This window comes from Bacillus sp. SRL337, assembly GCF_984799155.1.
Window position 1 is genome coordinate 2,725,815 of sequence record NZ_OZ481793.1, and the last position, 26,382, is coordinate 2,752,196.

At 42.7% G+C, this 26,382-nt stretch carries 29 protein-coding genes and 1 riboswitch; of the genes, 6 read left to right on the forward strand and 23 right to left on the reverse strand.

Annotated features, from left to right (window positions below):
• Nucleotides 1–29: 29 nt before the first annotated feature.
• From AC4E8A_RS13910 to AC4E8A_RS13990, 17 genes are all read right to left on the reverse strand, one after another.
• Nucleotides 30–455 carry a bifunctional adenosylcobinamide kinase/adenosylcobinamide-phosphate guanylyltransferase gene (locus tag AC4E8A_RS13910; protein WP_490193740.1) on the reverse strand — a complete coding sequence of 142 codons (426 nt, stop codon included), beginning with the start codon at nt 453–455 and terminating at the stop codon, nt 30–32.
• Nucleotides 407–1,060, reverse strand: coding sequence for a histidine phosphatase family protein (locus AC4E8A_RS13915; protein WP_490193741.1), 654 nt, complete (start codon nt 1,058–1,060; stop codon nt 407–409). Before AC4E8A_RS13915 ends, AC4E8A_RS13910 begins: the two co-directional genes overlap by 49 nt.
• Nucleotides 1,018–1,818, reverse strand: a complete 801-nt coding sequence (gene cobS, locus AC4E8A_RS13920; RefSeq protein ID WP_490193742.1) for an adenosylcobinamide-GDP ribazoletransferase — start codon at nt 1,816–1,818, stop codon at nt 1,018–1,020. The genes AC4E8A_RS13915 and cobS overlap by 43 nt, the downstream gene beginning before the upstream one ends.
• Nucleotides 1,815–2,378, reverse strand: coding sequence for a bifunctional adenosylcobinamide kinase/adenosylcobinamide-phosphate guanylyltransferase (locus tag AC4E8A_RS13925; protein ID WP_490193743.1), 564 nt, complete (start codon nt 2,376–2,378; stop codon nt 1,815–1,817). Before AC4E8A_RS13925 ends, cobS begins: the two co-directional genes overlap by 4 nt.
• Nucleotides 2,363–3,427 carry a pyridoxal phosphate-dependent aminotransferase gene (locus AC4E8A_RS13930; RefSeq protein ID WP_490193744.1) on the reverse strand — a complete coding sequence of 355 codons (1,065 nt, stop codon included), beginning with the start codon at nt 3,425–3,427 and terminating at the stop codon, nt 2,363–2,365. Before AC4E8A_RS13930 ends, AC4E8A_RS13925 begins: the two co-directional genes overlap by 16 nt.
• Nucleotides 3,384–4,364: an adenosylcobinamide-phosphate synthase CbiB gene (gene cbiB, locus AC4E8A_RS13935; protein ID WP_490193745.1), complete on the reverse strand. Its 981-nt coding sequence runs from the start codon at nt 4,362–4,364 to the stop codon at nt 3,384–3,386. The genes AC4E8A_RS13930 and cbiB overlap by 44 nt, the downstream gene beginning before the upstream one ends.
• On the reverse strand, nt 4,361–5,830 hold the full coding sequence (locus AC4E8A_RS13940) for an adenosylcobinamide amidohydrolase (protein WP_490193746.1): 1,470 nt from the start codon (nt 5,828–5,830) through the stop codon (nt 4,361–4,363). Before AC4E8A_RS13940 ends, cbiB begins: the two co-directional genes overlap by 4 nt.
• A 3-nt stretch (nt 5,831–5,833) precedes the next feature.
• Nucleotides 5,834–6,883 carry a FecCD family ABC transporter permease gene (locus AC4E8A_RS13945; RefSeq protein WP_490193747.1) on the reverse strand — a complete coding sequence of 350 codons (1,050 nt, stop codon included), beginning with the start codon at nt 6,881–6,883 and terminating at the stop codon, nt 5,834–5,836.
• On the reverse strand, nt 6,849–7,820 hold the full coding sequence (locus AC4E8A_RS13950) for an ABC transporter substrate-binding protein (RefSeq protein ID WP_490193748.1): 972 nt from the start codon (nt 7,818–7,820) through the stop codon (nt 6,849–6,851). Before AC4E8A_RS13950 ends, AC4E8A_RS13945 begins: the two co-directional genes overlap by 35 nt.
• Nucleotides 7,821–7,954: 134 nt before the next feature.
• A riboswitch (cobalamin riboswitch) is annotated at nt 7,955–8,140 on the reverse strand.
• Between the two features lie 58 nt (nt 8,141–8,198).
• Nucleotides 8,199–9,029 (reverse strand): DUF4362 domain-containing protein, encoded by an 831-nt coding sequence (locus AC4E8A_RS13955; protein ID WP_490193749.1) that lies wholly within the window; start codon nt 9,027–9,029, stop codon nt 8,199–8,201.
• The gene (locus tag AC4E8A_RS13960; protein WP_490193750.1) at nt 9,030–9,524 is read right to left on the reverse strand and encodes an RNA polymerase sigma factor; all 495 of its coding nucleotides are present in this window, start codon (nt 9,522–9,524) and stop codon (nt 9,030–9,032) included.
• A 417-nt stretch (nt 9,525–9,941) separates the two neighbouring features.
• Nucleotides 9,942–10,580 (reverse strand): HAD hydrolase-like protein, encoded by a 639-nt coding sequence (locus AC4E8A_RS13965; RefSeq protein WP_490193751.1) that lies wholly within the window; start codon nt 10,578–10,580, stop codon nt 9,942–9,944.
• Nucleotides 10,573–10,860 (reverse strand): hypothetical protein, encoded by a 288-nt coding sequence (locus tag AC4E8A_RS13970; protein ID WP_490193752.1) that lies wholly within the window; start codon nt 10,858–10,860, stop codon nt 10,573–10,575. The genes AC4E8A_RS13965 and AC4E8A_RS13970 overlap by 8 nt, the downstream gene beginning before the upstream one ends.
• 44 nt (nt 10,861–10,904) lie before the next feature.
• Entirely contained in the window at nt 10,905–12,353 is a 1,449-nt protein-coding gene (locus AC4E8A_RS13975) for a DUF4153 domain-containing protein (protein ID WP_490193753.1), read from the reverse strand.
• Nucleotides 12,354–12,425: 72 nt separating this feature from the next.
• Nucleotides 12,426–13,061 carry an HAAS signaling domain-containing protein gene (locus tag AC4E8A_RS13980; RefSeq protein ID WP_490193754.1) on the reverse strand — a complete coding sequence of 212 codons (636 nt, stop codon included), beginning with the start codon at nt 13,059–13,061 and terminating at the stop codon, nt 12,426–12,428.
• Nucleotides 13,048–13,389, reverse strand: a complete 342-nt coding sequence (locus AC4E8A_RS13985) for a PadR family transcriptional regulator (RefSeq protein ID WP_119549349.1) — start codon at nt 13,387–13,389, stop codon at nt 13,048–13,050. Before AC4E8A_RS13985 ends, AC4E8A_RS13980 begins: the two co-directional genes overlap by 14 nt.
• A 73-nt stretch (nt 13,390–13,462) precedes the next feature.
• Nucleotides 13,463–14,395 carry an NAD(P)/FAD-dependent oxidoreductase gene (locus AC4E8A_RS13990; protein WP_490198875.1) on the reverse strand — a complete coding sequence of 311 codons (933 nt, stop codon included), beginning with the start codon at nt 14,393–14,395 and terminating at the stop codon, nt 13,463–13,465.
• Between the two features lie 213 nt (nt 14,396–14,608).
• Here AC4E8A_RS13990 and msrA point away from each other — a divergent pair, with 213 nt between their 5' ends.
• Nucleotides 14,609–15,133 carry a peptide-methionine (S)-S-oxide reductase MsrA gene (gene msrA, locus AC4E8A_RS13995; protein WP_490198876.1) on the forward strand — a complete coding sequence of 175 codons (525 nt, stop codon included), beginning with the start codon at nt 14,609–14,611 and terminating at the stop codon, nt 15,131–15,133.
• 387 nt (nt 15,134–15,520) lie between these two features.
• Complete coding sequence (locus AC4E8A_RS14000; RefSeq protein WP_490193755.1) at nt 15,521–15,706, forward strand: hypothetical protein; 186 nt, start codon at nt 15,521–15,523, stop codon at nt 15,704–15,706.
• Nucleotides 15,707–15,786: 80 nt separating this feature from the next.
• Here AC4E8A_RS14000 and katA read toward each other — a convergent pair whose 3' ends face one another.
• On the reverse strand, nt 15,787–17,241 hold the full coding sequence (katA, locus tag AC4E8A_RS14005) for a catalase KatA (protein WP_490193756.1): 1,455 nt from the start codon (nt 17,239–17,241) through the stop codon (nt 15,787–15,789).
• A 414-nt stretch (nt 17,242–17,655) separates the two neighbouring features.
• Between katA and AC4E8A_RS14010 the strand changes: the two genes are divergently transcribed.
• The 3 genes from AC4E8A_RS14010 to AC4E8A_RS14020 are packed head-to-tail and all read left to right on the forward strand — an operon-like array spanning nt 17,656 to nt 19,534.
• The gene (locus tag AC4E8A_RS14010; RefSeq protein WP_490193757.1) at nt 17,656–18,873 is read left to right on the forward strand and encodes an MFS transporter; all 1,218 of its coding nucleotides are present in this window, start codon (nt 17,656–17,658) and stop codon (nt 18,871–18,873) included.
• Nucleotides 18,874–18,924: 51 nt separating this feature from the next.
• Complete coding sequence (locus AC4E8A_RS14015) at nt 18,925–19,185, forward strand: hypothetical protein (protein WP_490193758.1); 261 nt, start codon at nt 18,925–18,927, stop codon at nt 19,183–19,185.
• On the forward strand, nt 19,163–19,534 hold the full coding sequence (locus AC4E8A_RS14020; protein ID WP_490193759.1) for a hypothetical protein: 372 nt from the start codon (nt 19,163–19,165) through the stop codon (nt 19,532–19,534). Before AC4E8A_RS14015 ends, AC4E8A_RS14020 begins: the two co-directional genes overlap by 23 nt.
• A 113-nt stretch (nt 19,535–19,647) precedes the next feature.
• On the opposite strand, the gene AC4E8A_RS14025 is transcribed toward AC4E8A_RS14020, so the two are convergent.
• From AC4E8A_RS14025 to AC4E8A_RS14035, 3 genes are all read right to left on the reverse strand, one after another.
• Entirely contained in the window at nt 19,648–20,508 is an 861-nt protein-coding gene (locus AC4E8A_RS14025) for a CvfB family protein (RefSeq protein ID WP_490193760.1), read from the reverse strand.
• 61 nt (nt 20,509–20,569) lie between these two features.
• Entirely contained in the window at nt 20,570–21,802 is a 1,233-nt protein-coding gene (locus AC4E8A_RS14030) for an MFS transporter (protein ID WP_490193761.1), read from the reverse strand.
• Between the two features lie 128 nt (nt 21,803–21,930).
• Nucleotides 21,931–22,773, reverse strand: a complete 843-nt coding sequence (locus AC4E8A_RS14035; RefSeq protein WP_490193762.1) for an STAS domain-containing protein — start codon at nt 22,771–22,773, stop codon at nt 21,931–21,933.
• Nucleotides 22,774–23,053: 280 nt separating this feature from the next.
• Here AC4E8A_RS14035 and AC4E8A_RS14040 point away from each other — a divergent pair, with 280 nt between their 5' ends.
• Nucleotides 23,054–23,269, forward strand: a complete 216-nt coding sequence (locus AC4E8A_RS14040; protein ID WP_490193763.1) for a hypothetical protein — start codon at nt 23,054–23,056, stop codon at nt 23,267–23,269.
• Between the two features lie 112 nt (nt 23,270–23,381).
• On the opposite strand, the gene AC4E8A_RS14045 is transcribed toward AC4E8A_RS14040, so the two are convergent.
• Both AC4E8A_RS14045 and AC4E8A_RS14050 read right to left on the reverse strand, forming a co-directional pair.
• The gene (locus AC4E8A_RS14045; RefSeq protein ID WP_490193764.1) at nt 23,382–23,897 is read right to left on the reverse strand and encodes a YhcN/YlaJ family sporulation lipoprotein; all 516 of its coding nucleotides are present in this window, start codon (nt 23,895–23,897) and stop codon (nt 23,382–23,384) included.
• Between the two features lie 119 nt (nt 23,898–24,016).
• Entirely contained in the window at nt 24,017–26,266 is a 2,250-nt protein-coding gene (locus AC4E8A_RS14050) for an alpha/beta hydrolase family protein (protein WP_490193765.1), read from the reverse strand.
• Nucleotides 26,267–26,382: the final 116 nt, after the last annotated feature.

Sequence of the window (26,382 nt, forward strand, 5' to 3'; positions counted from 1 at the left end):
CTTCTCTTGCGCTTTTTTGATATCCGCCTTTAGCCTTTGAGGACGGCAGGTAATCCAAACCAGATTTCATAGACTCTATCCGATTGGGCGGCCAAATCCTGATAGACCCACCCGGTCACATCCCGCCACTGTCTCGTTTCAGCTTCAATGGGTACAATACCCTTGCTGATATCAGAACCGATCCATATCACTTCATTCGATAATCCATCCTCCCAGCTTTTCCATTCCATAAATAACGAAAGGAAATCCTTTCTGACTTCATCACTAGTTTTTCCTGTTCTGATTGTGGATAACACAAGATACTCCAGACCTTCCATGACAACTGTTCCTTCATATTTCCCTGGAAGCGGAGCTCTATCTGCTTTAAAGAGTTTCAACCATTTTTTTGGCCGGTCATCATAACCCTCTACCCATTTCGCCTTCCCGTTGAAGGCACCTCCAGTAACGAACTGCATTTTGATTTCCTCCTCCATTCTTCTGCTGACCAGCTTAATTCATACCCTTTTGCAAATGGGATTTTCCACTCCCAAAAAGATTTTGGTTCAGATGCCCATTTTGTCAGAAAGTGTCTCAGTACACCGCCGTGCGTTACAAGTGCTGCCCTGAAGGAACCGTTGCGCTCTTTTGTCTTTTCGACAAATTCCGGGGTGTGCCTGTCACTAATATAAAACTCCCAAAACCTTTCGAGCCTCTCTTCAAGCTCTCCAAGGCTTTCCCCTCCTGGTATTTTTAGATTTTGGTCGTTCAGCCAGTTGCAGTATTGGCGATTGGTCCTTAGATCCTCATAGGTTTTGGTTTCCCATTGTCCGAAGTGTATTTCTCTCAGCAAGGACGTTTCTACTATTGGTGTGTTCGGAAAGAGAGCCTCGGCGGTGTCCTTGCACCTTTTCAAGTCACTTGTGAAAATCAGGTCATACGCTGGATACAGCAGGCTTTTTTCCCCCAGTTTTAATCGTTCTGTTTCGATCAGAGGTGCATCATGCCAGCCTATATATTTTTTATCGATGTTTTCTTCTGTTAGAGCATGCCGGTATAAGCCAATAGCCACACTGCCATCCATAACAGCACCTCCACACCTTCTACAGAAGCTCCCAGTGTGTCCCCTGTCGTTCCGCCAAATACTTGTACTGTTTTGCTTCCTAGCCAATAACCTGCCACGGCTGTCAGTACAGCAAATACCATAAAAACAAAAAGCAGTTCCGGACGGAAGATAAATATCCCCAATCCTGTCAGCAGTAAAGGCACCAGATAAAACAAAAGCAAACGGGGTTCAGTATGTTTTTTGAAGTAGAAGGCCATCCCGTCTTCTTTGGCACTCGGAACAAGCACCATCAAAATGCCCATCAATACCCTGCTGAACAAAGGAATCACCGCAATAATGATCCATGCTCCCAAAACATTATGTAAAATACTTTCATAGATAAACAGAAATCTTGATGCTAACAAGACAATGACTGAAATGACCGCAAAGGCGCCTGCCCTTGGATCTTTCATAATGTCAAGCCGCGTTTCCTTATCCTGATAGGAAAAATAGGCGTCGCTGGTATCCATCCAACCGTCCAAATGAATTCCCCCTGTCAAAAGGACCGGCAGCACCCAAATGACAAAAGACAAAGCCAGTGGAGAAAGCTGTGTCCATTCACTTAGAACGGTAAAAACAAAACTTATGATAAATCCTATAATCAGACCAAAAAACGGAAACACTTTAACTGCACGTCTGATCAATAATGGGTTCATATCTAGGGAGAGAGGAATAGGTACTGTAGAGAAAAATTGTAAATTGACCAGGAGTCCAAGCAGATATTCCTTGATTTTCATCCTCCGGCCATCCTTTCTCCTTTTTTCAGGACAGCTATTCCCTTGTTTACAGAATAGGCGGCATCAGCCATTTCTGCGATTTCCTGATGAACCGTTCCGAGGGTAAGGACAAAGCGGTGTACGAGTTTATTTTCAGAAAGTGGTTCACAAAATACATCATTGCTGACGAGTATGACTCTGCCAGCTTTTGAGGCAATCCTCTTGATATCCCTCATTACCTTTTCACCCGGATCATTCCCAGGAATTCCTTCATCAAAAAGCTCATTTGCCACCAATGTGGTCAGACAATCCACTAGTACAATATCTCTTTTGGTAAATCCCACTGCCAATTCTCCGATATGAGAGGGTTTTTCCCAAGTATCCCATCCGGCAGGGGATTTTTTTCTTTCTGATTGATGCCGGGCAATCCTTTGTTTCATTTCCTCATCCACCGCCTTTCCGCAGGCTATATAATGAAGAGCACTTCCGCTTCTTTTAGAAAGTGAAACAGCCATCTCTTCAGCGAAAGTACTCTTCCCGCTGCGGACTCCCCCACAAACAAAAATCACTTCGCCCGCCATTGTTGCAAAACCTCCATTAAGCGTTTGTTTGCTGCTTTATCTTTTACAGCCATCCGGATCCATCTCCCTTCCAACCCTGGAAAGTTATAGGTGTGCCTGGGGACAATTCCATTTTGAAGCAAAAAAGTAATCAAATCTAATTGCTCTTCCAAACGATTATCTTTCATTAAGTAGAAGTTTGTTTTTGACTGGGAGAAAGCGAAGTCGTTCTGTCCAAGGAAGGCAAACATCCCTGCTCTTTCCTCTGCTGCATATCCCCTGTTTCTCAGGACAAATCCCTCTTGTTCAAGACATACTTCCCCTGCCTTTAAAGCAATACTATTGACGCACCACTGAGTTTGATATTTTTCGAGCACTTCTTTCATCTCAACCGTCATAAATGCATATCCCAGTCTTAATCCAGCCATTGAAAACATTTTGGTCATCGACCGCAGTACAATCAGGTTGGTGTGTACTTTAAGCATTTGTTTACAGGTGTCCCCTTGAGGCAGAAAATCATGAAAAGCTTCGTCAATTATCACTAGGCAGCCCTTCTCTCCTGCAAATCGGACTATTCTCTCTATAAGCGCTGGATCCATTACAGTCCCAGTTGGATTATTTGGATTGCAAATGAAGATGGCATCTGCTCTCACTATTCCATTATAAAAATCTTCAAACTCCGGTGGGTTTGAAGGAATAACGTGTTCAATTGAACAGGAAAAAGCACTGCATGCCAGTTCATACTCTGAAAATGCCGCATGTACGACAGCAACCTTCTTTCCTTGCAGGTGACAGGCAATCAGCTGGATGATTTCCGCTGCACCGTTACCGACCAAAATCCCTTCTGGATCGAATCCCTCCACACTGGACAGTTTCAGCCTCAAGCTTGTATGCCGGGGATCCGGGTAGTCGCTAAAATCTATTTTCCCGCTATCTAATAGGGAAGATAAAGGTTTGGGCTGTCCCAGCGGATTCAAATTAACAGAGAAATCAAGCCATTCCCCAGGCATTGGTATTTTCAAAGACTCATATAAATAATGCGGATTGGATCCATGAATAGGCAGGTTCAATGACCATCCCTCCTAGTAACAGAAAAATAAAAAAACCGATTATGGTCCTCTCCATCAGTTCAATACTTTCCCTTATGTGCTCCTTGTTCAATGGAACTATTTCACTTCCCATTTCGGCTCTGTCTGAGATCATGCCTTGATAAGTGTTCCGTCCCCCAAGCTTGATTCCAAGGATGGAGGCAGCCGCTGCTTCTCCCCACCCGCTGTTAGGACTGGGATGCTTCCTGCTGTCTTCTATTGTCATCTTCAAGACTTCCACTCTTTTGCGGAATTTAGATGGATTCACCATCGCCATGACCAGAGCTGTCATTCGGCTTGGCACCCAGTTGACCAGGTCATCCAGCTTGGCGGAAGCCCATCCGAATTCAAGATATCTATCATTCTTGTAACCCACCATAGAATCACATGTATTAATCATTCTGTAAGCGAGGGCAAGTGGAGCTCCGCCTATCAACGCCCATAATAGAGGAGCTGTAATACCATCGGAGGTGTTTTCAGCTACAGTTTCAACAGCTCCTCTTACAACATCCTTTTCTGCAAGACTGTCTGTATCCCTTCCTACTATATAGGACAGTTTTTCCCTTGCCTTTTTCAAATCTCCCTCAGCAAGGGGAAGATAGACTTCCATGGCTGCCTCTTTTAAGCTTTTGGAGGCAATGGCGGTAGAAATGAGAACTCCTTCACCAATGATGCCTACAGCCGGATGTATCCCATAGAAGACCGTTATCACCAACCATGTAATCTTATTAACGATGGCCAGGAGCAATCCCAGCATGACCATTCCTTTTAATTTTCTATTGTTTCCCCTGTTCCAACCCTTATCAAAGCAGGCAATAAGCCTTCCCATCCACCTTACCGGGTGAGGAAATGCAGGCGGGTCGCAGAAAACACGATCCAGGAAGATAGCCAGGGTAATGGAAGCCAGATGAAAGATCAACGTTGTTTCTTCCTTTTCTTATAAGCATGTATCGCCTCTTTGGTGGTTTCATATACAGCCATCCCAATCACCCTGCCCAATTGGGTCACTGGACCTGCAAATGGCAGATGCTCCCCTCGCTGGGTTGCCCCGATCAAAATACTATCAGTCGAAGTCCCCGTTGCCAGAGTGTTTGTGCTGGCATCCATGACTTTTTCATCCTGGAGCGCCTTGACTTTGGCTTCTGTAGCTGTGACGATCGCCTGTATGTAAGCCTCATCGGACAGTTCCCCATTTACTAAAACCCATGTATTGATGGTCCCCGGCTTCCGTTGGGCATTATTACTGCTTCGGGAGATATCTACCGCATTCCCAATCCCTGCAGTGACGACTACAAAGACGGACAAGTCACCCTCTGTCACCTTTTTATAAGAGACGTCCTTCAACATCACTGCTGTCATCATCCCAACTGTCATGGAAGGGTCTATCCCTTTTTCTAACAAGAACCTCTTCATATCTTCTCTATAGCCCTCGCAATTATAGGTATCAGGCACATGGCGGTTCACGATGGTGGAGGTCCATTTTAATCCCGCACCGCAAACGCCAGAAGACATTGTTTTAACCGGCTTAGGCAGCGTAAGGCTAATCATGTCTTCCCTGACCGATAAATATCTTTCGTCCATTACCCACATTTCCTCTTCTTCCTGGATCCGTGCTGGAATCAAATACATTTGCGGTTTTGCCACCCTGGGATGGGAATTCTTCTTGATCTTTGTCTTATATACGGAGGAAACCCTTTCTTCCTTCAGCACTTTTTCAGGATGTTCGACAATGGAAACACTTCCTTCTTCCATCAGCAAAAGCCGGTCACAATAAAGCCCTGCTAGATTTAAATCATGAAAAATCGAGATGACCGTCAATCCGCTCTCCTTTGTTGCCTTTTTTAAATAATCCAGCAATTCTTTTTGATGGGAAAGATCCAAATGGTTTGTCGGCTCATCCAGTAAGAGTATTTCCGGTTCCTGTGCAAGCGCCTGTGCCAAAAACACCCTCTGCCTCTCACCGCCTGATAATTCATTTAGATAATGCTCCGAATAGTGATGGATTCCAGTCTGCCTCATAACAGCATCAATGATTTCCTCATCATATTCAGTGATATTTTTGAAAAATCCAGTTTGATGAGCGTACCTTCCTAGAGAAACAGTATCTTTCACTTTATAATTAAAGGCCTGGGAGTTAAGTTGAGGAAGGACAGCCATCCGTTTGGCAAGTTCCTTCATTGTATAAGCAGAGAGGTTTTTTTCACCAATGATTACATTCCCTGTATCAGGCTTGAGAAGTCCGCTCATCATCTTCAAAAGAGTTGTTTTTCCGCACCCATTGGGACCAAGGATTCCGAAAAACTCACCGCTTTCCACTTCCACATTGATGTTATTCAGAATTCTTTTGTCTCCGTACCCTCCGGTCAGTTTTTCGAGTCTTATCATGGGCTACCCTCTTTTCTTCATTAGTAAATAGGCAAAAATCGGAGCACCAACCAGTGCTGTTATCACTCCGATCGGCAATTCTGTCGGTGCAATGATTGTTCTTGATATCAGATCGGCGAGGACAAGAAACCCTCCGCCTGCCATGATGGATAGCGGCAGCAGATGTCGGTGATCGTTCCCGGATATCAGCCGGATAAGGTGAGGTATGACCAGCCCGACAAAACCGATGGTGCCTGAAACGGCGACAGCTGCCCCCGTCAATATTGATCCAGAAAGCAGTATGACCATCTTCCTTGCCTGAACATTGATGCCGATGTGCTTGGCCTGTTCTTCCCCAAAGCTCATCCCATTCAGTTCCCTGGTATTCATGAGCAAAAGTATCGTACCAAGTCCGAAGAAAGGAAGGATGATTTTGATATAATCCCAGCCGCGCATGGAGACACTACCCAGAAGCCAGCCGATGATTTGGCGAAGTTCATCACCTGTAAGGGCAATCATTAAGGATATGAAGGAACCCAAAAATGAACTGAATATGATGCCTGTTAAAATAATGGTTTCCAGCTTCATGGATTTTTCAACTTTCTGTGCAAACAACAAGACAATAAAGATGGTTGCTGTTGCAGTAATGATACTTACCACCGGCAGGGTAAAGTTCCCCAGGAAAGGAATGGTGACACGGAAGAACAAAGTCATGACAGCCCCTACAGATGCTCCAGAGGATATGCCCAATGTATAAGGATCAGCCAGAGGGTTCCTCAATAAACCTTGAAAAGCGGCCCCCGCAATGGCGAGGGACGCTCCAACCAGAAACGCCAGTATGACCCGCGGAAGACGGATACTGTACACAATATTGATATACATTTGATCGATGGATTCCGGTACGGGATAGCGGAAAATTTTCGCACCCAGAATCGACAGGATGTCGGATACCGGTACAGATATCGTACCGATGGAAATACCGGCTAATATAGAAAAGAAAACAAACAGAGCTGCTAATCCATAGGAATAGATTCTATTGTTATTCGAATAGTTCCGGATAGACAGCTTTTGCAAGTTCCTCTACTCCTTGGACCAATCTGGGACCGGTTCTTGTGACCAGGTCGGAATGGACATCATACACATTTTCATTTTTGATGGCCGGCACATCTCCCCAGCCCTCACGGCTTAATACAAGTTCTTTTGCATTTTCCGTATAGTATCCATAAGTCGTAACAATCACCTCGGGATTTAACGCAATGACGGCTTCTTCGTTCATTTGCACCCAGCCCTCTTGCTCTTCAGCTGCATTATCAGCATTGATCAAGTCTACCATTTCATCCATAAATGTATTGCTTCCGGCAGTGAAGGTTTCAGGTGATGGCGACACTTCTACAAACACACTCTTCTTTCCGTTTCCGGCAGCTTCGGCAGTCTTATCTTTAACGGCCTGCAAATCGCCTTTCATTTCCGAAATGGTTTTTTGAGCCTGTTCATCTGCACCCGTTGCTTTCCCAATCATTTCGATGGAAGAATAGACTTCTTCAAAGCTTTTGGCATCATTCACAACCAAAACCGTAATGCCTGCATCTCTCAGCTGCTGCAGCCCTTCGGCAGACGACCCCATTACAGAACCATGTGCGAGTACTAAATCAGGAGTCAGAGAAATGATCTTTTCCACGTTAAATTCCATACCGCCGATCATTTCCTTCTCAGCAGCTTCGGGCGGATAGTTATCAAAGTCCGAGACTCCGACCACCTTGTCTCCCAACCCCAGTTCAAAAGCAATCTCTGTATTGCTTGGAATAAGCGAAACGATTCGTTGCGGCTCTTCTTCAATCACCACTTCATTATCACCCGCATCCGTCATTGTGACAGGAAAGGAGGAAGCCTCTTGTTGTTCCTCCCCTGTCTTGATCTCATTTGCAGAGTTTGTATCGTTACTGCTGCCGCAGCCGGCAATGACGCCAACTGAAAGCAGCAGTGTGCATAGTAATAGTTGAATTTTATTCATTTTAGTTTCTCTCCTTCTGCAATATAAAAATAAAAAAACATCCCTTTATGAGAAAAGAGATGTACGTGTAAAAGGCATATATTGACATAGCTCAAATGTCATGCAATTTACACCTCCCCATCCTCGTAGGCTTGCGGTGCAAGAAATAACAGGCAGGTCTCCTGGCTCATGGTCATAGCTCGCTGTTTCCTTCCCATACAACGTACAGTGGCATCAACAGCTTGCTCCCATTTACAGTGGCGGGACCGCGTTGGAATTACACCAACTTCCCTTTTAAGATTCCAGTTTCGACTGAAATCACCTGGATACAACAATATGTATTAATTTTCCGCTAAACTAGATTATACATCAACTTTTACATAACTTCAAAAACTTCTATTACCATTCCTGTACGGTTGCTAAACTCTTTTCCCGTAATTTCAAGAAGCCGTCCTTATGAAGACCGTATCGGATGTGATAAAATTTCCCCACTTCGATTTCTGACCACATCTGCTGGTTGTCTATTAAGATGGAGAACTTTCCCCCGTCTGTTTCAACTAAGAAGGAGGGCGGGGTTTTTAGAATTATATCTATGAACCGCTCCCCCCCTGTTTCTGATTTTCCGACAATTTCCGCTTTAGAAAATGCATTATGTTCAATATGCGGGATGGATAGTAAATCAATGTCAATCCCTCCGCCATTTCTATTACACTTTTGCAAATAGTATTTGGTATAGTCATTATCTGACTTGCTTGAGATCGATTTGCAGGAATCAGTTTCATAAACTTCACCTGACAAAGTGTAAGAGATTCCTATTTCCTTATTGTTATATGAAAGGTGTGTAATCAACTCCTGGCCTTCAATGCCATAGTGGATGACATTAAGGGAAGAAGTCTTCCTATCTGCAATATCCTCCATAAATTGCTCAAAGTCCTCCAGGTTTTCCACCCGGTCATAATGCTGGATAACATCCTCATAATCCGATTGCCCAAGAACGTTCAATCCCCCGTTCATCGAAACATACAGGATAAACAGCATAAGGCAAACAACAAGAAGGCTTGCGAGTGAAAGGAAGAAGCGTCTTTTTAATCGCTGTTTCATCGTCAGGTTCTCATGAAGGATGACTTGATCCATTAAGTTTTGGTGCATCTCCTTTTTATTGTTTTCACTTATCCTGTTCACCGGTATCTCCTTTAACTTGGCATCCAGATCCTGATAATCTTTCTTCATTTACTGCCCTCCCAGCTGTTTATGTAATGCAGCCTTAGCCCTGAAATAAGTCGACCTGACCTTTCCAGGAGACCATTTTAAAATCTCCGCCGTTTCATCTACCGTAAATTCCTTGATCCCTCTCAGGATGATGACATCGCGATAATTGGTTTTCAGCCCTTGTATAGCATAATAGAGAGTTTGTGTTTCTTCATTTTCCTGATAGAGCGTTTCGGGAGTGATATCACTCAAAGGTTCATGAAATGCCTGAAACGGTATGATCTTTCTCCACCTATTCTTTTTCAACTCATCGATTGCCAGGTTCCTCGCAATACTGAATAACCACGTCTTGGGACTGGCGCTGCCTTTAAAGGAATCAACTCCCTTGATTGCCCTTATGAAAACCTCCTGGACCATGTCCTCCACGTCGCTTTTCCCTGTTCGATAAATCAAAAAGTGGTATACATCGTCACTGTATTGCTGGAACCATTGTGAAATTTTCTCTTGATTCGACATTTACTTCTCCTCATAAAATCGTTATCTATTAATTAGACGGCAATGAATATTCATTATCGCACTTTTTTAACAAAAAAAATAAAAAACGCTAACGACTTATATGAAAGGTTGTTTTCGTATATATTGTTGATTCCGGAAAAATCCCAAACCTGAGAAGCTCCTTTTCTCTCTTGCTAGTCAGGGATTTTTCGGTTCATTACTCCACTATCTTTCGGAATTATTATCAAATAGCAACAAAGTTTACGAAAAGAGCCTTATGAAAATAGAGGTGAAAAACCATGTTTGAATCGCAGAACTTGAAGGCATTTACTGAATGGGCTCAATTACAAAGGTATAACGGGAATAATGCACAGAATTAAAGGAGGTAACCGTTATGGTTTCCTCCTCTTTTTTATCCGCTTACTGATATATCTCTTTCTACGTCAGCATCCGTTCAAGTTCACTAAATGTGTGGATGATGGCATCCGCCTCTTCCAACTTCTCCCCAGGAGAAGCTCCCCAGGAACATCCGACTGTGTATAAGTCATTCTCTTTTCCTGAATGTAAGCATGCCTTTCTGCAGCTAACCATAACAGCCCCGGGACCGTATTTTTCTTCTATGGACAGCTCTTCTTTTCCAAAAGGCGTACCACGCTCCAAACTCACTATCCCCTTTATATAGTAATGAAGGTCAAACTGGTTAACGAGTTCCAACAAACAAGAGTTCAAGCCATTGCTTGTAAAATATAAATCATATTTTTTTGACAACCGGTCCAGAGAAGATATGGCAGACGGATGCAACCGGACTCTCCCCTTTCTGATTTCCATGAGGAGGTGGATCTGAAAAAGCCGGGTCGCCTTTTGGTGGAGCCATTGATCGTGGAACGGCAAAAGTTTCTGCCACATCTCAGGCAAAGGGAGACCGGCGATGGTATTATAGTGATCCCAGGGTGTTTCCCCTTCCCACTCACATACCTTCCTTAAACAGTCAAATGTCTTCCCCAAAGTGACTGAGAGCACTTCTTCCATATTAAAAAGGGTACCGTCCGAGTCGAAAATAACCATTTGTTTACTCATCCTCTTCCCCACCTTTATATTTGTAAATTTTCCACTTGAAATTCATTACAGTAATATACTCCTTAATTACAACAAATTCGTTCCCGCTTGCAGTGAACACTATATAGGTATTACTTCCTTTATAATCCGCTGAACGAATCGGGTCTGAATGGAAATGAATCTTCAGTTGGGCATCCTCTGCAATTTCATCAGCGCTAATGTCTTGAATCAGCTTATATGGACTAAACAGAGTTAGAACCATGGCAATAAACACAACCACGCCTGTTAAAACGATTCTCATGTCACACCTCTAACACATAGTTATTCTAGGTATATAAACAATCTTCACTGCAGTTTCAACTTTTCAAGTGCATCCTTCGCATCTTTCTCAACTAAGTTAGCCGATTGCCAGTTTTCATCAAGATGAACGATTCCTTCTTTTTCCTCAATCAGAACTTCCTTTAATCCAGGCAGCGCAGGATCCATTTTATATATTTCAATCAATCCAAGCGTTCCTGCATAGGCCATCTGTTCAAAATAATAAAGATCTATCTTTCCTGTGTCTTCATACCGTTCAATATTTTTGTCCACTATCCAGCCATTAAGGTCCACTATGTTCAGACCGCTGTAAAAAATAATGACCGTAATGATATAAAAACGGCTTAATGACAACCGTACGTACCAAATTTTAAGTAATGTAAATGCCAAAATGACTCCAATCAAGCCCATAAATGAGTGGGCTAGTATACGTGACATGGTAAATCCATACGCTTCCTCATATAGGCCCAGCCTCATGAAGGCAGAGTAAAGCATGATACCGCTCATTCCTATCAGCAATGTCAAAAGGAGATTGGTCGCTCTTCTCATTACTCCCTTAGTAGTATTGGTCGTCTTGATTACTGCCACTACGAGACTCCAATTGATCAATGTCACGACAATTAATTCAAAAAAACCGCGGCGGGCATAATCAGCATAGGTATATCCTGTCAACAGCGTGTCACTGAAAAAGTATTGAAATTGAACAAAAGTAAATAAGGCATAAAGTGCATTCAGCGAAACCAATACAGTTATAACGATTGTGTTTTCCCATGAAATCCTCTGGATATCCAACCTCTTTGGATATTCTTTTTCATTCTTCCTCAGCATTCGTATAAAAGAATAAAGCATAAGGGAGACAAATAAAATGAATGCAGACCTGAATACCTCTTCACCGATTTCAAAGTTGAACAGCTTTACAGGAAGCCTTGTCATAAGATCTGCAAAATGGTTATCCGCCGAAACCAGCAGCAGCCCAATAATTCCTACTAATGGAATTGAAATCACCAAACCAATGGCGATCCTCTTCAACGCTTGATACGAACCATTATTCATCTTCCGTTGAAACACCATTTTTATTTTGGCTAACCTGCCAAAGGCAAAGGCAAGCCATTTACCTGTAAACGAGAACATAAAACCGATAAAATGTGGAGTATTCCATTCAAGAACCCTTCTCCTGGTGATGATCACTGAATGGATGATAATGAACGCGGGCAAGATCATCAGGTTTAATAAGTAAAACGCAATGTTCCAATACAAAAAGTACCCGAGCGATAGAGACAATATTGAAAGCATAAGCAGAAAACCAATTTTCCTATTCCTGAAAATCCGGCCCTTCATCTGCCAATAAAACAAACAGTAATAAAGTGAGACAAAAAGCAGAACGGACAAGCCAAGTGTGTGATCGAAGAACAGCCATTGAGCAAGCACACCCATTAACAGACAGCTAACAATAAGCAAGAAATTTCTCTTCTTCATAATACATCCTCCAATATATCGTTTTTCTACCTATATAGATTTACTAGGTACTATCACAAAAAAAAGAGCGGTCTAAACAGATGCTCTTCTTCCCCATTTGTAACCAGCCCAGCTGATCGGGAGCAAAAGAATGGTAAATCCGATACAGATCAGAATGAATGATTTGCTTAAAAGCGGATCAAACCATTCATGGGGGATTAAGTGGAACAGGACCAGGTTCATCAGCACAAGATTGGGTATCAAGCTCAGCAACAGTGTTTTTACCAACAATGTTCTTCCTTTCGAGCCGAACTCCTTCCCGATTTCATATCCGAGCAGTATCCAAAATACAATGTATACTGCGATGATGATGGCAGGAATATCGGTGAGCTTCAACCAGAATCCTTGCAGCCAATTCCACGAAAACACATTATATAGAATGGTAAGGAGGCTTCCGCCAACAAAAAGGAAGATATTTGCTGATACGAATAGCCACTGAGTCTTACTCGGTGTGACTGCCCATTCTTCATTCCAAATCGCGGAAATTTCCTCAGGTGTCCCGATCTTTTCATAAATAAGTGCCGTCCAATCATCCTTTTCCATTTCGCCCGTCTCTTCTAACAAATGATGTATATGGCCATCATATTCCTCCAGGACGCCTCTTTTATCTTCATGTTCAATCAGCAGGGTATCGAGTTCCTGGATGAATTGTTCCTTAGACCGAATCATGTCCGGGTTTTCCAATCATTTTGTTCATCATGCTGACAAATCGGTTCCATTCTTTCGTCCGCTCTTTCAGGATCTCTTTCCCTTCTTCGGTGATCCTGTAATACTTGCGGGCCGGCCCCTTTTCCTGTTCCTGCCAATAAAATTCAATATAGTCCTGTTTTTCCAGTTTGTGAAGAGCTGGATAAAGCGTACCTTCCTTAACCTGCAGATTATTCTCTGACCGCTTCTCCATTTCTTTCACAAGTTCATATCCATACATATCTTTTTCATTCAAAAGCTGGAGCAGTAAAAGCGAAGTACTTCCCTTAACTAGTTCACGATTAAACATACATTCACCTACCTAGAATTATGAGGTATGCTTTTATCTTAAGAAAAATCGCCCGCTTTGTAAAGCTATTGGACTAAATTTTTTCAGAAAGTAATTTTTTATGAATCCAAATCGCCGCAATTGAACCGTCCCCCATTGCCGTCGATACCTGTTCCGAATGAGCAACGATATCTCCGGCTGCCCAAACCCCTGTTACATTTGTTTCTTTTGAACGGGCATCCGCATTAATATGCTTGTTATCCATGATTTCCACGCCCAGCTGTTCAGCGAGTTCGGTATGGACTTGATTGCCGCCGAAAGCGATGAACCCTCTTTCCCCCCGTATTTCTTCGTTATTTTGCAGACGGATTCCTTTGAACTCACTGTCGCCATCGATAATTGCTTCGCTTATGATTCCTTCTTTATAACCGATATTCTTCTCCTTCAGTTTCTCTAGGGTTTCCTCGGAGATTTCCTTGCTTTCATGATTGACAAAAATGATGTCCTCAGTCCAGTAATGAAGAGTCAGAGCCATTTGTGCCCCTGTTTCCCCAGCTCCGAGAATCACCACTCTTCTTCCTTTCACCTCATATCCATCACAGTCAGGACAAACATACACTGACAAACCAAGGCTCGGGGTAAGGTTATCGATTTTCGGTATGTTATCCACTACCCCGGTGGCTAATAAAAGCTTCCGTGCAACATAGTGATGACCGTCTTTGCCGGCAACGATGAATTCGCCTTTATCTTCTCGGGCGCTGACGATCCTGTCCTGCTGAAACTCGACTCCATAAGACTCAGCCTGCTGCCTGCCCAGGGAACGGAGCTTTTCACCACTCACACCGTTTGGCCATCCCAGAATGTTATGGTAACATTTGCAAATGGTCGAACGTCCGTCGTTCGCATCGACCACCAGGATGTCATGCTGATACCTCCCAAGCTGAATCGCTGCCTGAAGGCCCGCTATCCCGCCCCCTACAATGATACAGTCATATGTCTTTTTCAATTCGGTTCCTCCTTTGAACATTTTCAACACATTTTTTGAATAGTTATAGCATGAAGCTTGCACCATTGGAATATTCCCCTTAGTGTAGTGTTTTTTCCTAAGTAGCAGGCATTGAAACCAATCTGGTTTAAACAGAAGCTTTTCATTGTCGTAATGCGGTTTAGGTGGTAAAATTCCATTATCGTTTAACACTTTAAAAGACGAAAGTAAATTTTCTGGGAGTGTGTTCTTGTGATGAAACATACTGAAAAAGCGACATTTGCAGGGGGCTGTTTTTGGTGCATGGTAAAACCGTTTGACCAACTGCCCGGTATCGAGGGAATCGTTTCCGGTTATTCCGGCGGCCATGTAGAAAATCCGACCTATGAGGATGTAAAAAAAGGAAACAGTGGTCACTATGAAGTTGTACAGATCACCTTTGATCCGACTCTTTTCACCTATAAGCAGCTGCTTGATTTATACTGGCCTCAAATTGACCCGACAGATGACGGCGGCCAATTTCAAGATAGAGGCGATTCATACAGGACAGCCATCTTCTACCATAATGAGCACCAGCGTGACTTGGCTGAGGCATCCAAACAGGAAATCGAAGACAGCGGGCGTTTCAAAAAGCCAATCGTCACGAAAATCCTGCCCTCCGCAACCTTCTATCCGGCTGAGAATTACCATCAGGATTTCTACAAGAAAAAACCGGATGAATATAAAAAAGACCGGGCAAAATCCGGCAGAGATGAGTTCATCGAAGAACATTGGGATTAATGAAGGTAAGGGAGGCAGACATGGTTCTGCTCCCTTGTTTTTTTCTCTTTTCTTGGGAATCTTGCTTGGTTTGTTCTATTCCTTAATCAGCTGTTTTTGACTCGTTATCCTCTCTATAACCGGGGAGTTCTTACTTAATTACCTGGTTCTAAACAGATCGGCTCCCTAGAACCTGATGTTTCCTTCGCAATCACCCTATTCAAAACGGAGCCTCGGTCTATAATCTGCTGCTTCTGCCTTTGTCACCCTGCTTTCATTTCGCCCACTTTTTATAACCAAGTAATCCCCCCTCGCAACAGGCTGATTATATCCGAATGCCCCTCTATCTTGCCTGATGAAAATGACTTCACGGGACATACTAAGAAAAAAAGAAAAGGATGTGCTTAAATGAAGAAAGAACAACCTTTTGACAAAGCTGGAGATCAACGGATGGGGGCTTATGCCGGACACGGAGCATACCTTGATGTTAATGAACCTTTTCCAGGTGACTCAGTCAACGAGCATCAGGATCAAGAATTTGCAAATGAACTCGCAGGTCGAGAAGAAATCAAACAGCAAAATGATAATTTATAAAAATAAACGGCAAAGACCCCTGCATCATGCAAGGGTCTTATAATTGAGAATAACGTTGTTAATTGAGAATGTTTTATACGCTATTTTATTTCCTGTGGAAGGGCAAGTTCGAGTCCTTCCGCTACTCTTCTTCCAAATTCAGGTTCTGCTTTATAGAAATGAGCGATTTGGCGGAGCTTGATTTCGTCACTTTCCACCGGACTCATCGCACCGACAATCGTTACAATTAATCGATTTTGTTCATCCTTATCCATCAAACGAAACAAATCGCCAGCCTGCGTATAATGATCATTATCATCGTATGCCACACTCTCCGCAATCCCTGAAACCGGGAATGCAGATTGTTTATCTTCCTGTGATTCAACAGGTCCTCCTTTACTATTCGGCTCATAATAAACGGAGCTTCCCCCGTTGCTGTCAAAGCGCATTTGCCCGTCACGCTGATAATTCCGCACTTCATTTTTCGGTCTGTTGATCGGAAGCGCATTATGGTTCGCACCCACACGGTAACGGTGCGCGTCGCTATAGGCAAAAATCCTGCCTTGAAGCATTTTGTCAGGTGATACCTCAATGCCCGGAACGAGGGTTCCAGGAGAAAACGTCGCTTGTTCCACTTCTGCAAAATAGTTCTCTGGATTGCGGTTCAGTACCATGCGGCCCACTTCGATCAATGGATAGTCTTTATGTGACCAGACTTTCGTTACATCAAACGGATCAAAACGGTACGTATCCGCATCTTCAAGCGGCATAATTTGCACATAAAGCTTCCATGCAGGGTGGTCACCGTTTTCAATACTATTGAAAAGATCTTCTGTATGATAGTCAGGGTTTTCTCCTGCAATCTTGGCAGCTACTTCATTGGTGATATTTTTAACGCCCTGCTCACTCTTGAAGTGATATTTCACCCATACACCGTCTCCATCTTCATTAACCCATTTGAACGTATGGCTGCCATATCCGTTCATATGACGGAGGGTTGCAGGAATGCCGCGGTCCCCCATCAAGTATGTAACCTGATGAAGAGATTCTGGGGACAAAGACCAGAAATCCCAGACAGCATTCGGGTTTTTCAAGTGTGTTTGCGGATGGCGCTTTTGTGTATGAATGAAGTCAGGAAACTTGATGGCATCACGAATGAAGAAAATCGGTGTATTATTCCCGACTATATCGTAGTTTCCTTCCTCAGTATAAAATTTCACTGCAAATCCACGCGGATCCCGGACAGTGTCAGCCGAACCATTTTCTCCTGCAACTGTTGAAAAACGGATAAACATAGGAGTACGCTTTCCTTTTCCTGATAGGAAATCCGCTTTTGTATACTTGCTAAGATCGTTTGTCACTTCAAAGTACCCATGTGCACCTGTTCCTTTGGCGTGCACCACCCGCTCAGGAACACGTTCGCGATTAAAGTGGGCAAGTTTTTCCAGTAAATGCACATCCTGTATCAATGTCGGACCGCGTGATCCTGCTGTAATGGAATTTTGATTATCTCCAACCGGTGCTCCCCAGCTTGTTGTCATTTTGTTGTTCGTCATATTCATTCACCTCATTAGAATATTTTGTAGTTAATAATAATTATAATGTAATAATACCATCATTCACTTAAAAATCAATATTTTTTTATAATAATTATAAATAAAAACCTATTTTAATCTGTGATCAATGCTTTTTATAGACTATATGACCGTTTGTACCTTTTTTAGAAGCATTTTTTTATCCTTGGATCCTTAACGTGTATTCAGTAATTAGAACAATATGGTAATATTAAGCAAGACAAACCAAAGGAGGAATTTACATGTTAAAAACATTCACTTCATTTTCTGCCCACCCAGTAGGAGTGAACGGTTAATTCTCATACTAAAAACAGCCATATTTCAGATATGCCTGATTAATTAATTGAACACTCCTGCCTTCTAGTTAAAAATTAGTAGAATCAGGAGAATGTTAAATTGAAAAAAAATACGATTGCATCACATAACATCAATGCTTTATTTTGGGTTCAGTTTTTTGGGACCATTAGTTTTCTTCAGCCGGTCATTACGCTTTTCTATATGGAACGAGGATTGAATTCTTCTGACATCCTGATCGTGTTGATGTTTTGGAGCGGCTCCGTGCTGCTTGGAGAGGTCCCGACTGGAATTTTTGCGGACCGGTTTGGGGCAAAAACTTCATTTATCACCGGTTCTATGCTTAAGTTTTTGAGTATCGGTCTGTTATTGTTCGCCTATGAACCTTGGATGTTCTTTTTATACAGTGCGTTGAACGGCTTTTCCATGACTTTCTTTTCAGGTGCAGACGAAGCATTGATCTATGACTCGCTTAAAGAAAGCGGAGAAAATGACTTCATGGATAGAGCAATGGGAAAAATTCAGTCTGCCGGGTTCATTTCATCCATCTTTGCCGTTCTATTTGGATCCTACCTTGCTAAAGATCTTCGAGACAGCCAGTTTCAATGGCTCATCTTGCTTTCACTGGCTTTTCACATTGTTGAGATATTGTTTGTTTTAGTTGTTAGAAATCCCTCAACTGAAAGTTCCTATCGTGAGAATCCTTTTTCTCAGGTGAAGGAAGGTCTCAAAGTAATTCGCAAGGCGCCACAGCTTTTGATTATGTTCCTGAATGTCACACTGGTTTTCATACCTGCCGGTGCAGTTTATGGCTATTTTGACCAGCCCCTGATGACTGATGCTGGACTGCCTGTGTATTTACTTGGTGTTATGTATGCTTGTTCTGCACTATTAGGGTATTTTGCCTCTAATTCCATTGGATGGCTGACTGGGTTATTTTCAAGAATTTTCCTGATGCATGCCACAGGATTCCTGGCAGTTGCCGGGTTGTTGATTTCCGCCATGATGTCAGAAATGCTATGGGTGGTTATCGGATCCTTCTTTGTCCTGAGATATGCCAGGGCAATCCGCTATCCGGTTTATTCACAGCTAAGTAATGATTTGATCACTTCAGGCATCCGGGCAACAACCATTTCCCTGCTGTCTATCGTCGACTCAGCCTTAGATCTGGTGGTATTCGGAATATTATCGTTTGCCGCTTTAAATGGATATGAGGCAGTGCTTCTTGGTTCTGCAGCCATCGCACTAGTCGGTACACTTTTGCCGATAAAAAACGTTGAGAAAGAAATACCCCAGAAAGGAATATCTGCTGGGGAGTAATAATGTTTTTAAAGGAGCCGATTTATTTGGCTTCTTTTTTCATTTAACCACATGGATCATCGAAACAAACCCATTCAATGCTGTCATACTGGCGTTTGGACCACATCGATCATCCAAATAGACCCATTCGATGCTGTCATACTGGCGTTTGGACCACATCGATCATCCAAACAGATCCATACGATGCTGTCATACTGGCGGGTTGACCACATCGATCATCGAAACAGAATCAATCGATGCTGTCATACTGGCGGGTTGACCACATGGATTATCGAAACAGACCCAATCGATGCTGTCATACTGGCGGGTTGACCACATAGATTATCGAAACAGACCCAATCGATGCTGTCATACTGGCGTTTGGACCACATCGATCATCGAAACAGATTCATTCGATGCTGTCATACTGGTGTTTGGACCACATGGATCATCGAAACTGATCCATTCGATGCTGTCATACTGGCGGGTTGACCACATCGATCATCCAAACAGATCCATACGATGCTGTCATACTGGCGTTTGGACCACATCGATCATCGAAACAGATTCATTCGATGCTGTCATACTGGTGTTTGGACCACATGGATCATCGAAACTGATCCATTCGATGCTGTCATACTGGTGTTTGGACCACATGGATCCTCCAAACAGATCCATATGATGCTGTCATACTGTCGTTTGGCAGCATCATAATACGGATCTTCAATGTCCCCCAAAAAGCATTTCTCAGCTCAAAATAAAAACCGCAAAGGGTTTCCCCAATGCGGCATCAGATTACTTTTTATAATATGTCCATCCTTCTTCCTGATAAACGCGGCCCTCTTTCATCAGCTTGCCCATAGCCCTCTTGAAGGAGGCTTTACTTAATCCGAGCTTGTCTTTGATTTCTTCAGGCTGGCTCTTATCCCATAAAGGCATAGCACCTCCGCGGCTGTCCATGTAATCCGTAATGATGTCAGCGTCTTCGCCCATTTTATCCTGCTTCAAAGGAAGGAACGAGACATTGAGTGTACCGTCATCTTTCACATCAATCACACGGCCTTCAACCAGCTCGCCAAGCCTCGGCTCTTGTCTTCTTTCATTTTCGTGCACAAAGCAGCGATATCCCTGTTCAGACAGAAAAAATGTGCCTACTTTCAGCAAGCGGTAAACCCTGCCTTGAACCGTTGCCTTCATTATTTCCTTTGAAGCTCTTCTGGTAACCTGTCCAATGATATTTTCTGTTGCCAGCTTTCCATATAGACGGCCGTTTTTGTCCCCTCTAAGTGACATATACAACTTATCTCCAGGTGCTGGCCATAAATCTTCATAAATGGGAAGATCATCAGCAGAAACGAGTATATCCTTCATCAGTCCGATATCCACGAAAACACCCAACCCTGAATGAACGTCGACTACTTCCGTCCAAGCATAGGAGCCGATTTGAACCTTGGGAATGTTCATGGTAGCCGTTAATCGGACTTCCTTATCATGATACAAAAAGACCTTTATCTCATCTTCAACTTCTACTTCACCCTCGACCTGAGAATGATGCAAAAGAACATCTTCCTCGCCATTTGTCAAAAAGTACCCAAAATCAACTTCTCTATCTACCGTCAAAACCTGTACGGTACCGGCTTCCAATTCTTTAAACATTGCACTTTCCTCCTATAAATTCACTTATTCTTATCTTTACCCAATCCATTGCCATTCAATATTACAAGGAATGATATTCCCTTATTTCTCCATCCTTAGGCAGCAGCCATGTCAGTACACCGAATAAAGGAAGGAAGCTGCAGAGGATCATGACGAACCGGATGCTGTACAAATCGGCAAGGGTGCCAAATAGCACCGAGCCCACAGCCCCCATGCCAAATGCCAGTCCGACGGTCAATCCTGAAACCATCCCTATTTTCTTCGGCATTAATTCTTGTGCATATACGACTGTAACACTGAAACTGGAGGATAGGATGAAGCCTATCAAGAAGAAGACCGGAATTACGGCAGCCAGAGGCAAATAAGGGAGCAGCAGCGTTAATGGCGCAGAACCTAACATGGATAAAAAGATGATAGTCCTTTTTCCAAATCGGTCTGCCAGCGGACCTCCAAAGAACGTTCCCAGCACTCCGGCAAACATGAAGGTAAAAATATATAATTGAGCCTGCTTGATTGTTAATCCATAATCTTCTATTAAATAAAATTGATAATAATTCGAAATACCAGCTCCGTACCAGGAACGGGCAAACACCAGGAAAACAACCAGCAGCATCGCCAATTTGATTTTCTTATGTATGCCGGCTTTCCTTTCCGCCGTTTGCTTTTTTGTTTTCTTTGTTTTTTCATCGGCCAGTCTCTTTTTATACCATTGAGACACACGTACCAGGACAATGATGCCTAAACCGGCAGCCAAGGTAAATAATAAAGCCCCCTTCTGTCCTAAAGGAACGAAAATGAATGCCGTGATTATCGGAGCTAATGATTGCCCTGTATTACCGCCAACCTGGTAGATTGATTGTGCGAGGCCCCGTTTATTCCCAGCCGCTAAATAGGCTACCCTGGATCCTTCAGGATGAAAAATCGCCGATCCAAACCCGATGAACAAAACGGAAAGAAGCAGGAATAGAAAATTATTGGATAAAGCAAAACCGATCAATCCGATCAAGCTTGACAGCATTCCGAGCGGAAGCAAAAACGGACGGGATTTACTATCTGCGTAGTAACCAAAAACCGGCTGAAGTAGGGATGAAGTCATATTCAAAACAAAAGCAATCCAGCCGATCTGGGTATAACTCAAGCTGAGAGACCTTTCCACTATCGGAAACATGGCGGGGACGACCGCTTGCAGTGTATCATTAATAAAATGTCCTGAACTGATGGCAAGCAGCACGCCGTATATGGTTGCCGTCCTCCTGGTTTCCTTTTTGCTGAGAGTTTGTCCCAAGTCCTTCATCTCCTGTTCCTATAAACTAAAAGTAATTAGAGAATCCAAATCAACTTTTCAAGTATATCTTACTTATGGAGATTAGAAAATAATAACATATGAATTCATAAAAAAAAGACTGGTGACAGGATGCCCCATCACACAGTCTTTTTTAATTCTGTACCATTGATCACGTTAATTGCCTGTTTAAGGCTTGAATAAGTTTGAATCTTTTGGAAATCGATCCCCAGATTCACTACAGTCTGGACAATATCAGGCGTCATTCCGGTCACTTTAGCTTTTACCCCTATCAATTCCAATGAGTCAATCAATTGAAAAATAATCTGGGCGACATACGTGTCAATGATTGGAACGCCAGATAAATCAAGAATAAAATAATTCACCTTTAGTTTCGCGCTTTTCTCCAGTGCTTTCTCAAGCATCAACTTCGCCCTGCTTGTATCAATATCTCCCACAAGCGGCAGGACTGCGATTTCATCCGAGATGGGAATGACCGGGACTGATAATTCAAATAAAGCTTCTTTTGAATTTCTTAGTTGATCAGCCTGGTAATCGACAAAGGGGAGACTGAAATAGCATGTAACATCACTGATGTCCGTATCCAGGATATTCAGCATTTCATAGAAATCATCAATAGACAGCCTATTTTCCTTGGCGTGTTTCATCAATAATCCGCCAATGATTGTCCTGTACTCAGGAAATTCATTAAGCATTTCTTCCAGGCTGGTATTCAATGTTGCACATTGGCTGCCGGCTTTTTTGCCCCATGCTTTAAATTTCCTATTCCGTTCATCTTTTCCCAGCACGAATGATTCAGCGAACAATTTGACCAATTCTTCTCTCATCGTCAGCATATCATTTGATATGGACAGCATCTCGGGATACTTTTCATTTTGCTTTTCCGTTACCTCTTGTGCCAGTTCAGTGCTTTTCTCGTGTATTAAATTGCTGAACTCTGCAAAGACTTGCTGAATGAACATTTAAACACCCTCTTTACATATTTCTTATATAAGTTATCTACTAAAGACACTATTAAAGTGTATATGAAAAATGAGGGCAGATTCAAATAATAGTGTTCCGATTTCATGTCAGTCCCCTGAATTTATCATATCAAAATATAAAAAATCGCTTTCCATCGAGCAAAAAAAGGAGGAATTTGTACTTTTGTTTTCGTCACCAGCACAGCTTAAGGAGAGTGCCTCACTTTTCTTGACCTTTACTTACTTTCAGTGATTTTTACTTTTTTAACTGGAGACCAAAATGACTTCAACTGGCTATCAGGGACTTGACCGTAAAAATAAGGCCAAACTTGTGTTGAAGGAGGTTTCCAAAACCGCAGGGGGGTTGGAGCTGCAACCATTTGGAAGGACGCTCTGCCTGAACAGCTCTCACTTCATCTCGCTTCAATTCACTCAAGGAGGAATCATAAACTATACTATTTCTCAATATTTGAAAGACCTTCAATTCTTTAGTTAAAGAACCACAGTGTGTGAATCCATACTCTTTCTCACAATGAAGAGAATGAAACCGGAAAAAGTGTTATCTGATTTCGGTGGTAACTGAAAGTTTGCTCAAAAGTGTCGCTGCTTCACTGAAGGTTTGGAAACAGTTCAAATACTCTACTGTCTATTTTATCCCCAAGGTCTTCTACCGGACGTCCGCTATGCACCTGGTCACGGTAGGCTTTCATACTTTTGACAAGCTCACGGTCATTTGAAACAATGACTTCTTGAATGTTATTATTGACACTTTTAACTGCTTCTTCGACTTTCCTTTGCAAATCGTCATCCAGATGTTTCTCCAAACGGTTTTCAAGGACAACCGCAGCATAGGCGTCATTTCCTTTTGTGTAAACATAGGCACGTTCAATTTCATATAGCTTCGTGATTTTGTTGGCCATTCTATCTGTCATTTCATATGTAGGATCTGCAGGATTCGCTTCCCCATAGATATTGTTTTCACCTGTATTAGTAGTATTATAACGGACTTGCTGCACTCCCATCCCGCCTTCTTCTCCATCTTGGCCAAGATCATTGTCATTAAGATTACAGCCGGCCAATAAAAACAGCATTGCCAGCAGGGAAAGATGTATTTTTTTCATCATGGAACCTCCTTTTTCTTCATAACTAGAGTTCCCAGAATGGGCAAAATTCATACTTCCAACCATTGGATTCGTGGTGGATCTTTCCATATGAAAAGGACAGAAGCCTTGGCCTCTGTCCTTTATTGTATTGTACTTATCATTCCGATTTCATCAAGGTAAATATGACCTTGTGACGTTTTGTCAAACACAAATTTTATTTTATTCACATTGCTAAGTTCAATTCCCTGTGATGTGTATTTTTCCAGCGGGATATGGAAGGTTTGCAGCACAGGCTCGTTGGCTTTTCCATATCTTGATTTTTGATAGAACCATGTCTTCGAGTGCTGAATGTTAAGAGCAGGAGCCAACGGCAGCGTTTCATCCAGCGATACTTCCGCACTTTGTCCATCTGAAGTTTCAACCCTTATCGTGAAGTTGGAAGGTTCATCACCTTCTTCCATATTTGCAGCTGAAAAAACAAGGGAGGTGTCCTTATTTATATTTTCATTCTTAAGATAATCCTCGGGGAGCTCCATTTCATATGATCCGGGAAATGAATAACTTTCATTCCATTTCAGATAGACACCATGATTTTGACGATCATCATCATCCCTTGAATCAAGCTTTCCTTCGTTCCAGAAACTCAGTCTCGAACCACTGAAGGAAATTCCTTTACCATTGCCTGTGGTCAAGTCATAGTCATTTTCATAGTCATTCATGACCTGGAAGCTGCTGTCGTTATACCGATTAATATAAGTCGTTTCTGGAAGCCACTCTAGAGCATAGCTGTAATCCTTGAAAATCGGTTTGTATTCATCCTTACCCTTCAGTGTAGCATCTAAAAATGCCGATATATAGGTTTTGGCAATCTGTCTTTGTTCTTCCCCTTTAAGGAGAGGTTTTTTATTGATGAATAAGTTCATTGGCAGCGTTGTATCATTATCTCCCCATACTGTATTGAACTGGCCATGGTTGGCCCGATGGATATAAAGGGAGGTTTTCATCCAGTCATTGCCGTCTGTGAACTGGAGGCCATTGTATTGCCGGTCGCCGCTGAACTCAGAAACATCACTATCATATGAACCTTGCAGCAGCAGGTAATTGACATTTTCCATTTGGACCGGCTTATCCCCCAGTGTGAAATAATCTGTCGGGGCGATTGCCACCACGGATTTTATTTTATAATCGAATTGAAATGTGACACTTCCATTATTGGGATAGCGGTCAAGCTTATTGTATTCCGTTGCCACGGCTGCAGCCTGTCCTCCCCTTGAATGTCCCAGCAAAGCGATATTTTCAAAATCAATTTTATTATACAATTCTGTATTCTTTGATTGATTGAATTCCTCAAATTGATTGAGATGCTTTAAAAGCACCCATGCTCTTGTACTGATTTCATTATTCAGGCTTCCCGACCACGAGGAGGTGTTCAGAAAATTTTCATCTACCGAAGCGGCTATATATCCCCTGCTTGCAAGCAGTTTCCCAAGATAAGCATACCCTTCATCTGAATACTCTTCCATGATATGATTGCCATGCACCATAAGGACCAGTGGGAATTTACCGTCCCCTTCAGGCATCCAAACCGTACCGTTTATCGGAATCTCCGTTCTGTCAAAACCCCAGAACCATGTCCTGTATTTATTCCAACCGTTTGTGAGGCGGGAAGCATTCAATGGATCAGTCGAATATTCAACACTCTCCGCAAATTCAGGCCGTCTCTTATCTGTACCACTTCCGTAAGTGAATGTGCGAACCTCGAAACCACCCTGTTTAGAGGGATTGACTGCATCAAGTGGTTTAGGGGTTGTATCGACAGCGGGAACACCATACCAGTTTATTCCAGGCATCATCAACCAGACAGTAAGACCGGATGACAGGAGGATGCCAAAGGATAAAACAAGCACTGACGAAATTCTGGTCCGTTTGGAGTTCCACCAATAGCCAAAAGCGCCCCCGGAGACTGCCCCAATGCCAACCAGTATATAACTTAAAGGCATAATCTGATAGGTGTTTCTCACTTGTGATAAAAGAATAAGCAATAGGACAGCCGAGGATATAACCACTGCGAGAAATCGGTTATTCAATTTTTTAAATAGTATAATGACAGGGTAGATAATAAAAGGGCTGATAATCCCTGCCAGCAACAATGGGAGCAGGACGAGCAGAAAATCAGAAACCGAGCCAAGCCCCGATTCGAGTCCAACGCCAAAAAAGACAACAAAGAGTACGACCATGGTGAAGGCTCCCATCGCAGCCCCCTTCCACGCCCTGCCGGCTGCTGATTCGAAGTGTTCCCAGGCTTTCAATATATATTTTTTTACCTTATAAAAAATCGACTTCCTTTTCTTGAACTCGACAAGTTGTTCAAACTTTTTGTTCGGTTCCATAAAACAGCCACCTTTTTTTGAATCTCCACCGTCATTATATCAAAGATAGACTCCTGTATTGGCTGAAACTTTCGCAAATTCGAAAGGGCGGTTATTAAAAAATGGCTATTCCCCTT

Coding starts and splice junctions, on each gene's coding strand:
- AC4E8A_RS14030 (WP_490193761.1), bottom strand. CDS start 21,802: ATGAAGGACTTGGGACAAACTCTCAGCAAAAAGGAAACCAGGAGGACG.
- AC4E8A_RS13960 (WP_490193750.1), bottom strand. CDS start 9,524: ATGTCGAATCAAGAGAAAATTTCACAATGGTTCCAGCAATACAGTGAC.
- AC4E8A_RS14050 (WP_490193765.1), bottom strand. CDS start 26,266: ATGGAACCGAACAAAAAGTTTGAACAACTTGTCGAGTTCAAGAAAAGG.
- AC4E8A_RS13985 (WP_119549349.1), bottom strand. CDS start 13,389: ATGTTTAATCGTGAACTAGTTAAGGGAAGTACTTCGCTTTTACTGCTC.
- katA (WP_490193756.1), bottom strand. CDS start 17,241: ATGACGAACAACAAAATGACAACAAGCTGGGGAGCACCGGTTGGAGAT.
- AC4E8A_RS14040 (WP_490193763.1), top strand. CDS start 23,054: ATGACTTCAACTGGCTATCAGGGACTTGACCGTAAAAATAAGGCCAAA.
- AC4E8A_RS13910 (WP_490193740.1), bottom strand. CDS start 455: ATGCAGTTCGTTACTGGAGGTGCCTTCAACGGGAAGGCGAAATGGGTA.
- AC4E8A_RS13950 (WP_490193748.1), bottom strand. CDS start 7,820: ATGAATAAAATTCAACTATTACTATGCACACTGCTGCTTTCAGTTGGC.
- AC4E8A_RS13915 (WP_490193741.1), bottom strand. CDS start 1,060: ATGGATGGCAGTGTGGCTATTGGCTTATACCGGCATGCTCTAACAGAA.
- AC4E8A_RS14035 (WP_490193762.1), bottom strand. CDS start 22,773: ATGTTCATTCAGCAAGTCTTTGCAGAGTTCAGCAATTTAATACACGAG.
- AC4E8A_RS13925 (WP_490193743.1), bottom strand. CDS start 2,378: ATGGCGGGCGAAGTGATTTTTGTTTGTGGGGGAGTCCGCAGCGGGAAG.
- AC4E8A_RS14045 (WP_490193764.1), bottom strand. CDS start 23,897: ATGATGAAAAAAATACATCTTTCCCTGCTGGCAATGCTGTTTTTATTG.
- AC4E8A_RS14000 (WP_490193755.1), top strand. CDS start 15,521: ATGAAGAAAGAACAACCTTTTGACAAAGCTGGAGATCAACGGATGGGG.
- AC4E8A_RS14025 (WP_490193760.1), bottom strand. CDS start 20,508: ATGTTTAAAGAATTGGAAGCCGGTACCGTACAGGTTTTGACGGTAGAT.
- msrA (WP_490198876.1), top strand. CDS start 14,609: ATGAAACATACTGAAAAAGCGACATTTGCAGGGGGCTGTTTTTGGTGC.
- AC4E8A_RS13955 (WP_490193749.1), bottom strand. CDS start 9,029: ATGAAGAAAGATTATCAGGATCTGGATGCCAAGTTAAAGGAGATACCG.
- AC4E8A_RS13980 (WP_490193754.1), bottom strand. CDS start 13,061: ATGATTCGGTCTAAGGAACAATTCATCCAGGAACTCGATACCCTGCTG.
- AC4E8A_RS13940 (WP_490193746.1), bottom strand. CDS start 5,830: ATGATAAGACTCGAAAAACTGACCGGAGGGTACGGAGACAAAAGAATT.
- AC4E8A_RS14020 (WP_490193759.1), top strand. CDS start 19,163: ATGCTGTCATACTGGCGGGTTGACCACATAGATTATCGAAACAGACCC.
- AC4E8A_RS14015 (WP_490193758.1), top strand. CDS start 18,925: ATGGATCATCGAAACAAACCCATTCAATGCTGTCATACTGGCGTTTGG.
- AC4E8A_RS13965 (WP_490193751.1), bottom strand. CDS start 10,580: ATGAGTAAACAAATGGTTATTTTCGACTCGGACGGTACCCTTTTTAAT.
- AC4E8A_RS13970 (WP_490193752.1), bottom strand. CDS start 10,860: ATGAGAATCGTTTTAACAGGCGTGGTTGTGTTTATTGCCATGGTTCTA.
- AC4E8A_RS13975 (WP_490193753.1), bottom strand. CDS start 12,353: ATGAAGAAGAGAAATTTCTTGCTTATTGTTAGCTGTCTGTTAATGGGT.
- AC4E8A_RS13990 (WP_490198875.1), bottom strand. CDS start 14,395: ATGTTCAAAGGAGGAACCGAATTGAAAAAGACATATGACTGTATCATT.
- cobS (WP_490193742.1), bottom strand. CDS start 1,818: ATGAAAATCAAGGAATATCTGCTTGGACTCCTGGTCAATTTACAATTT.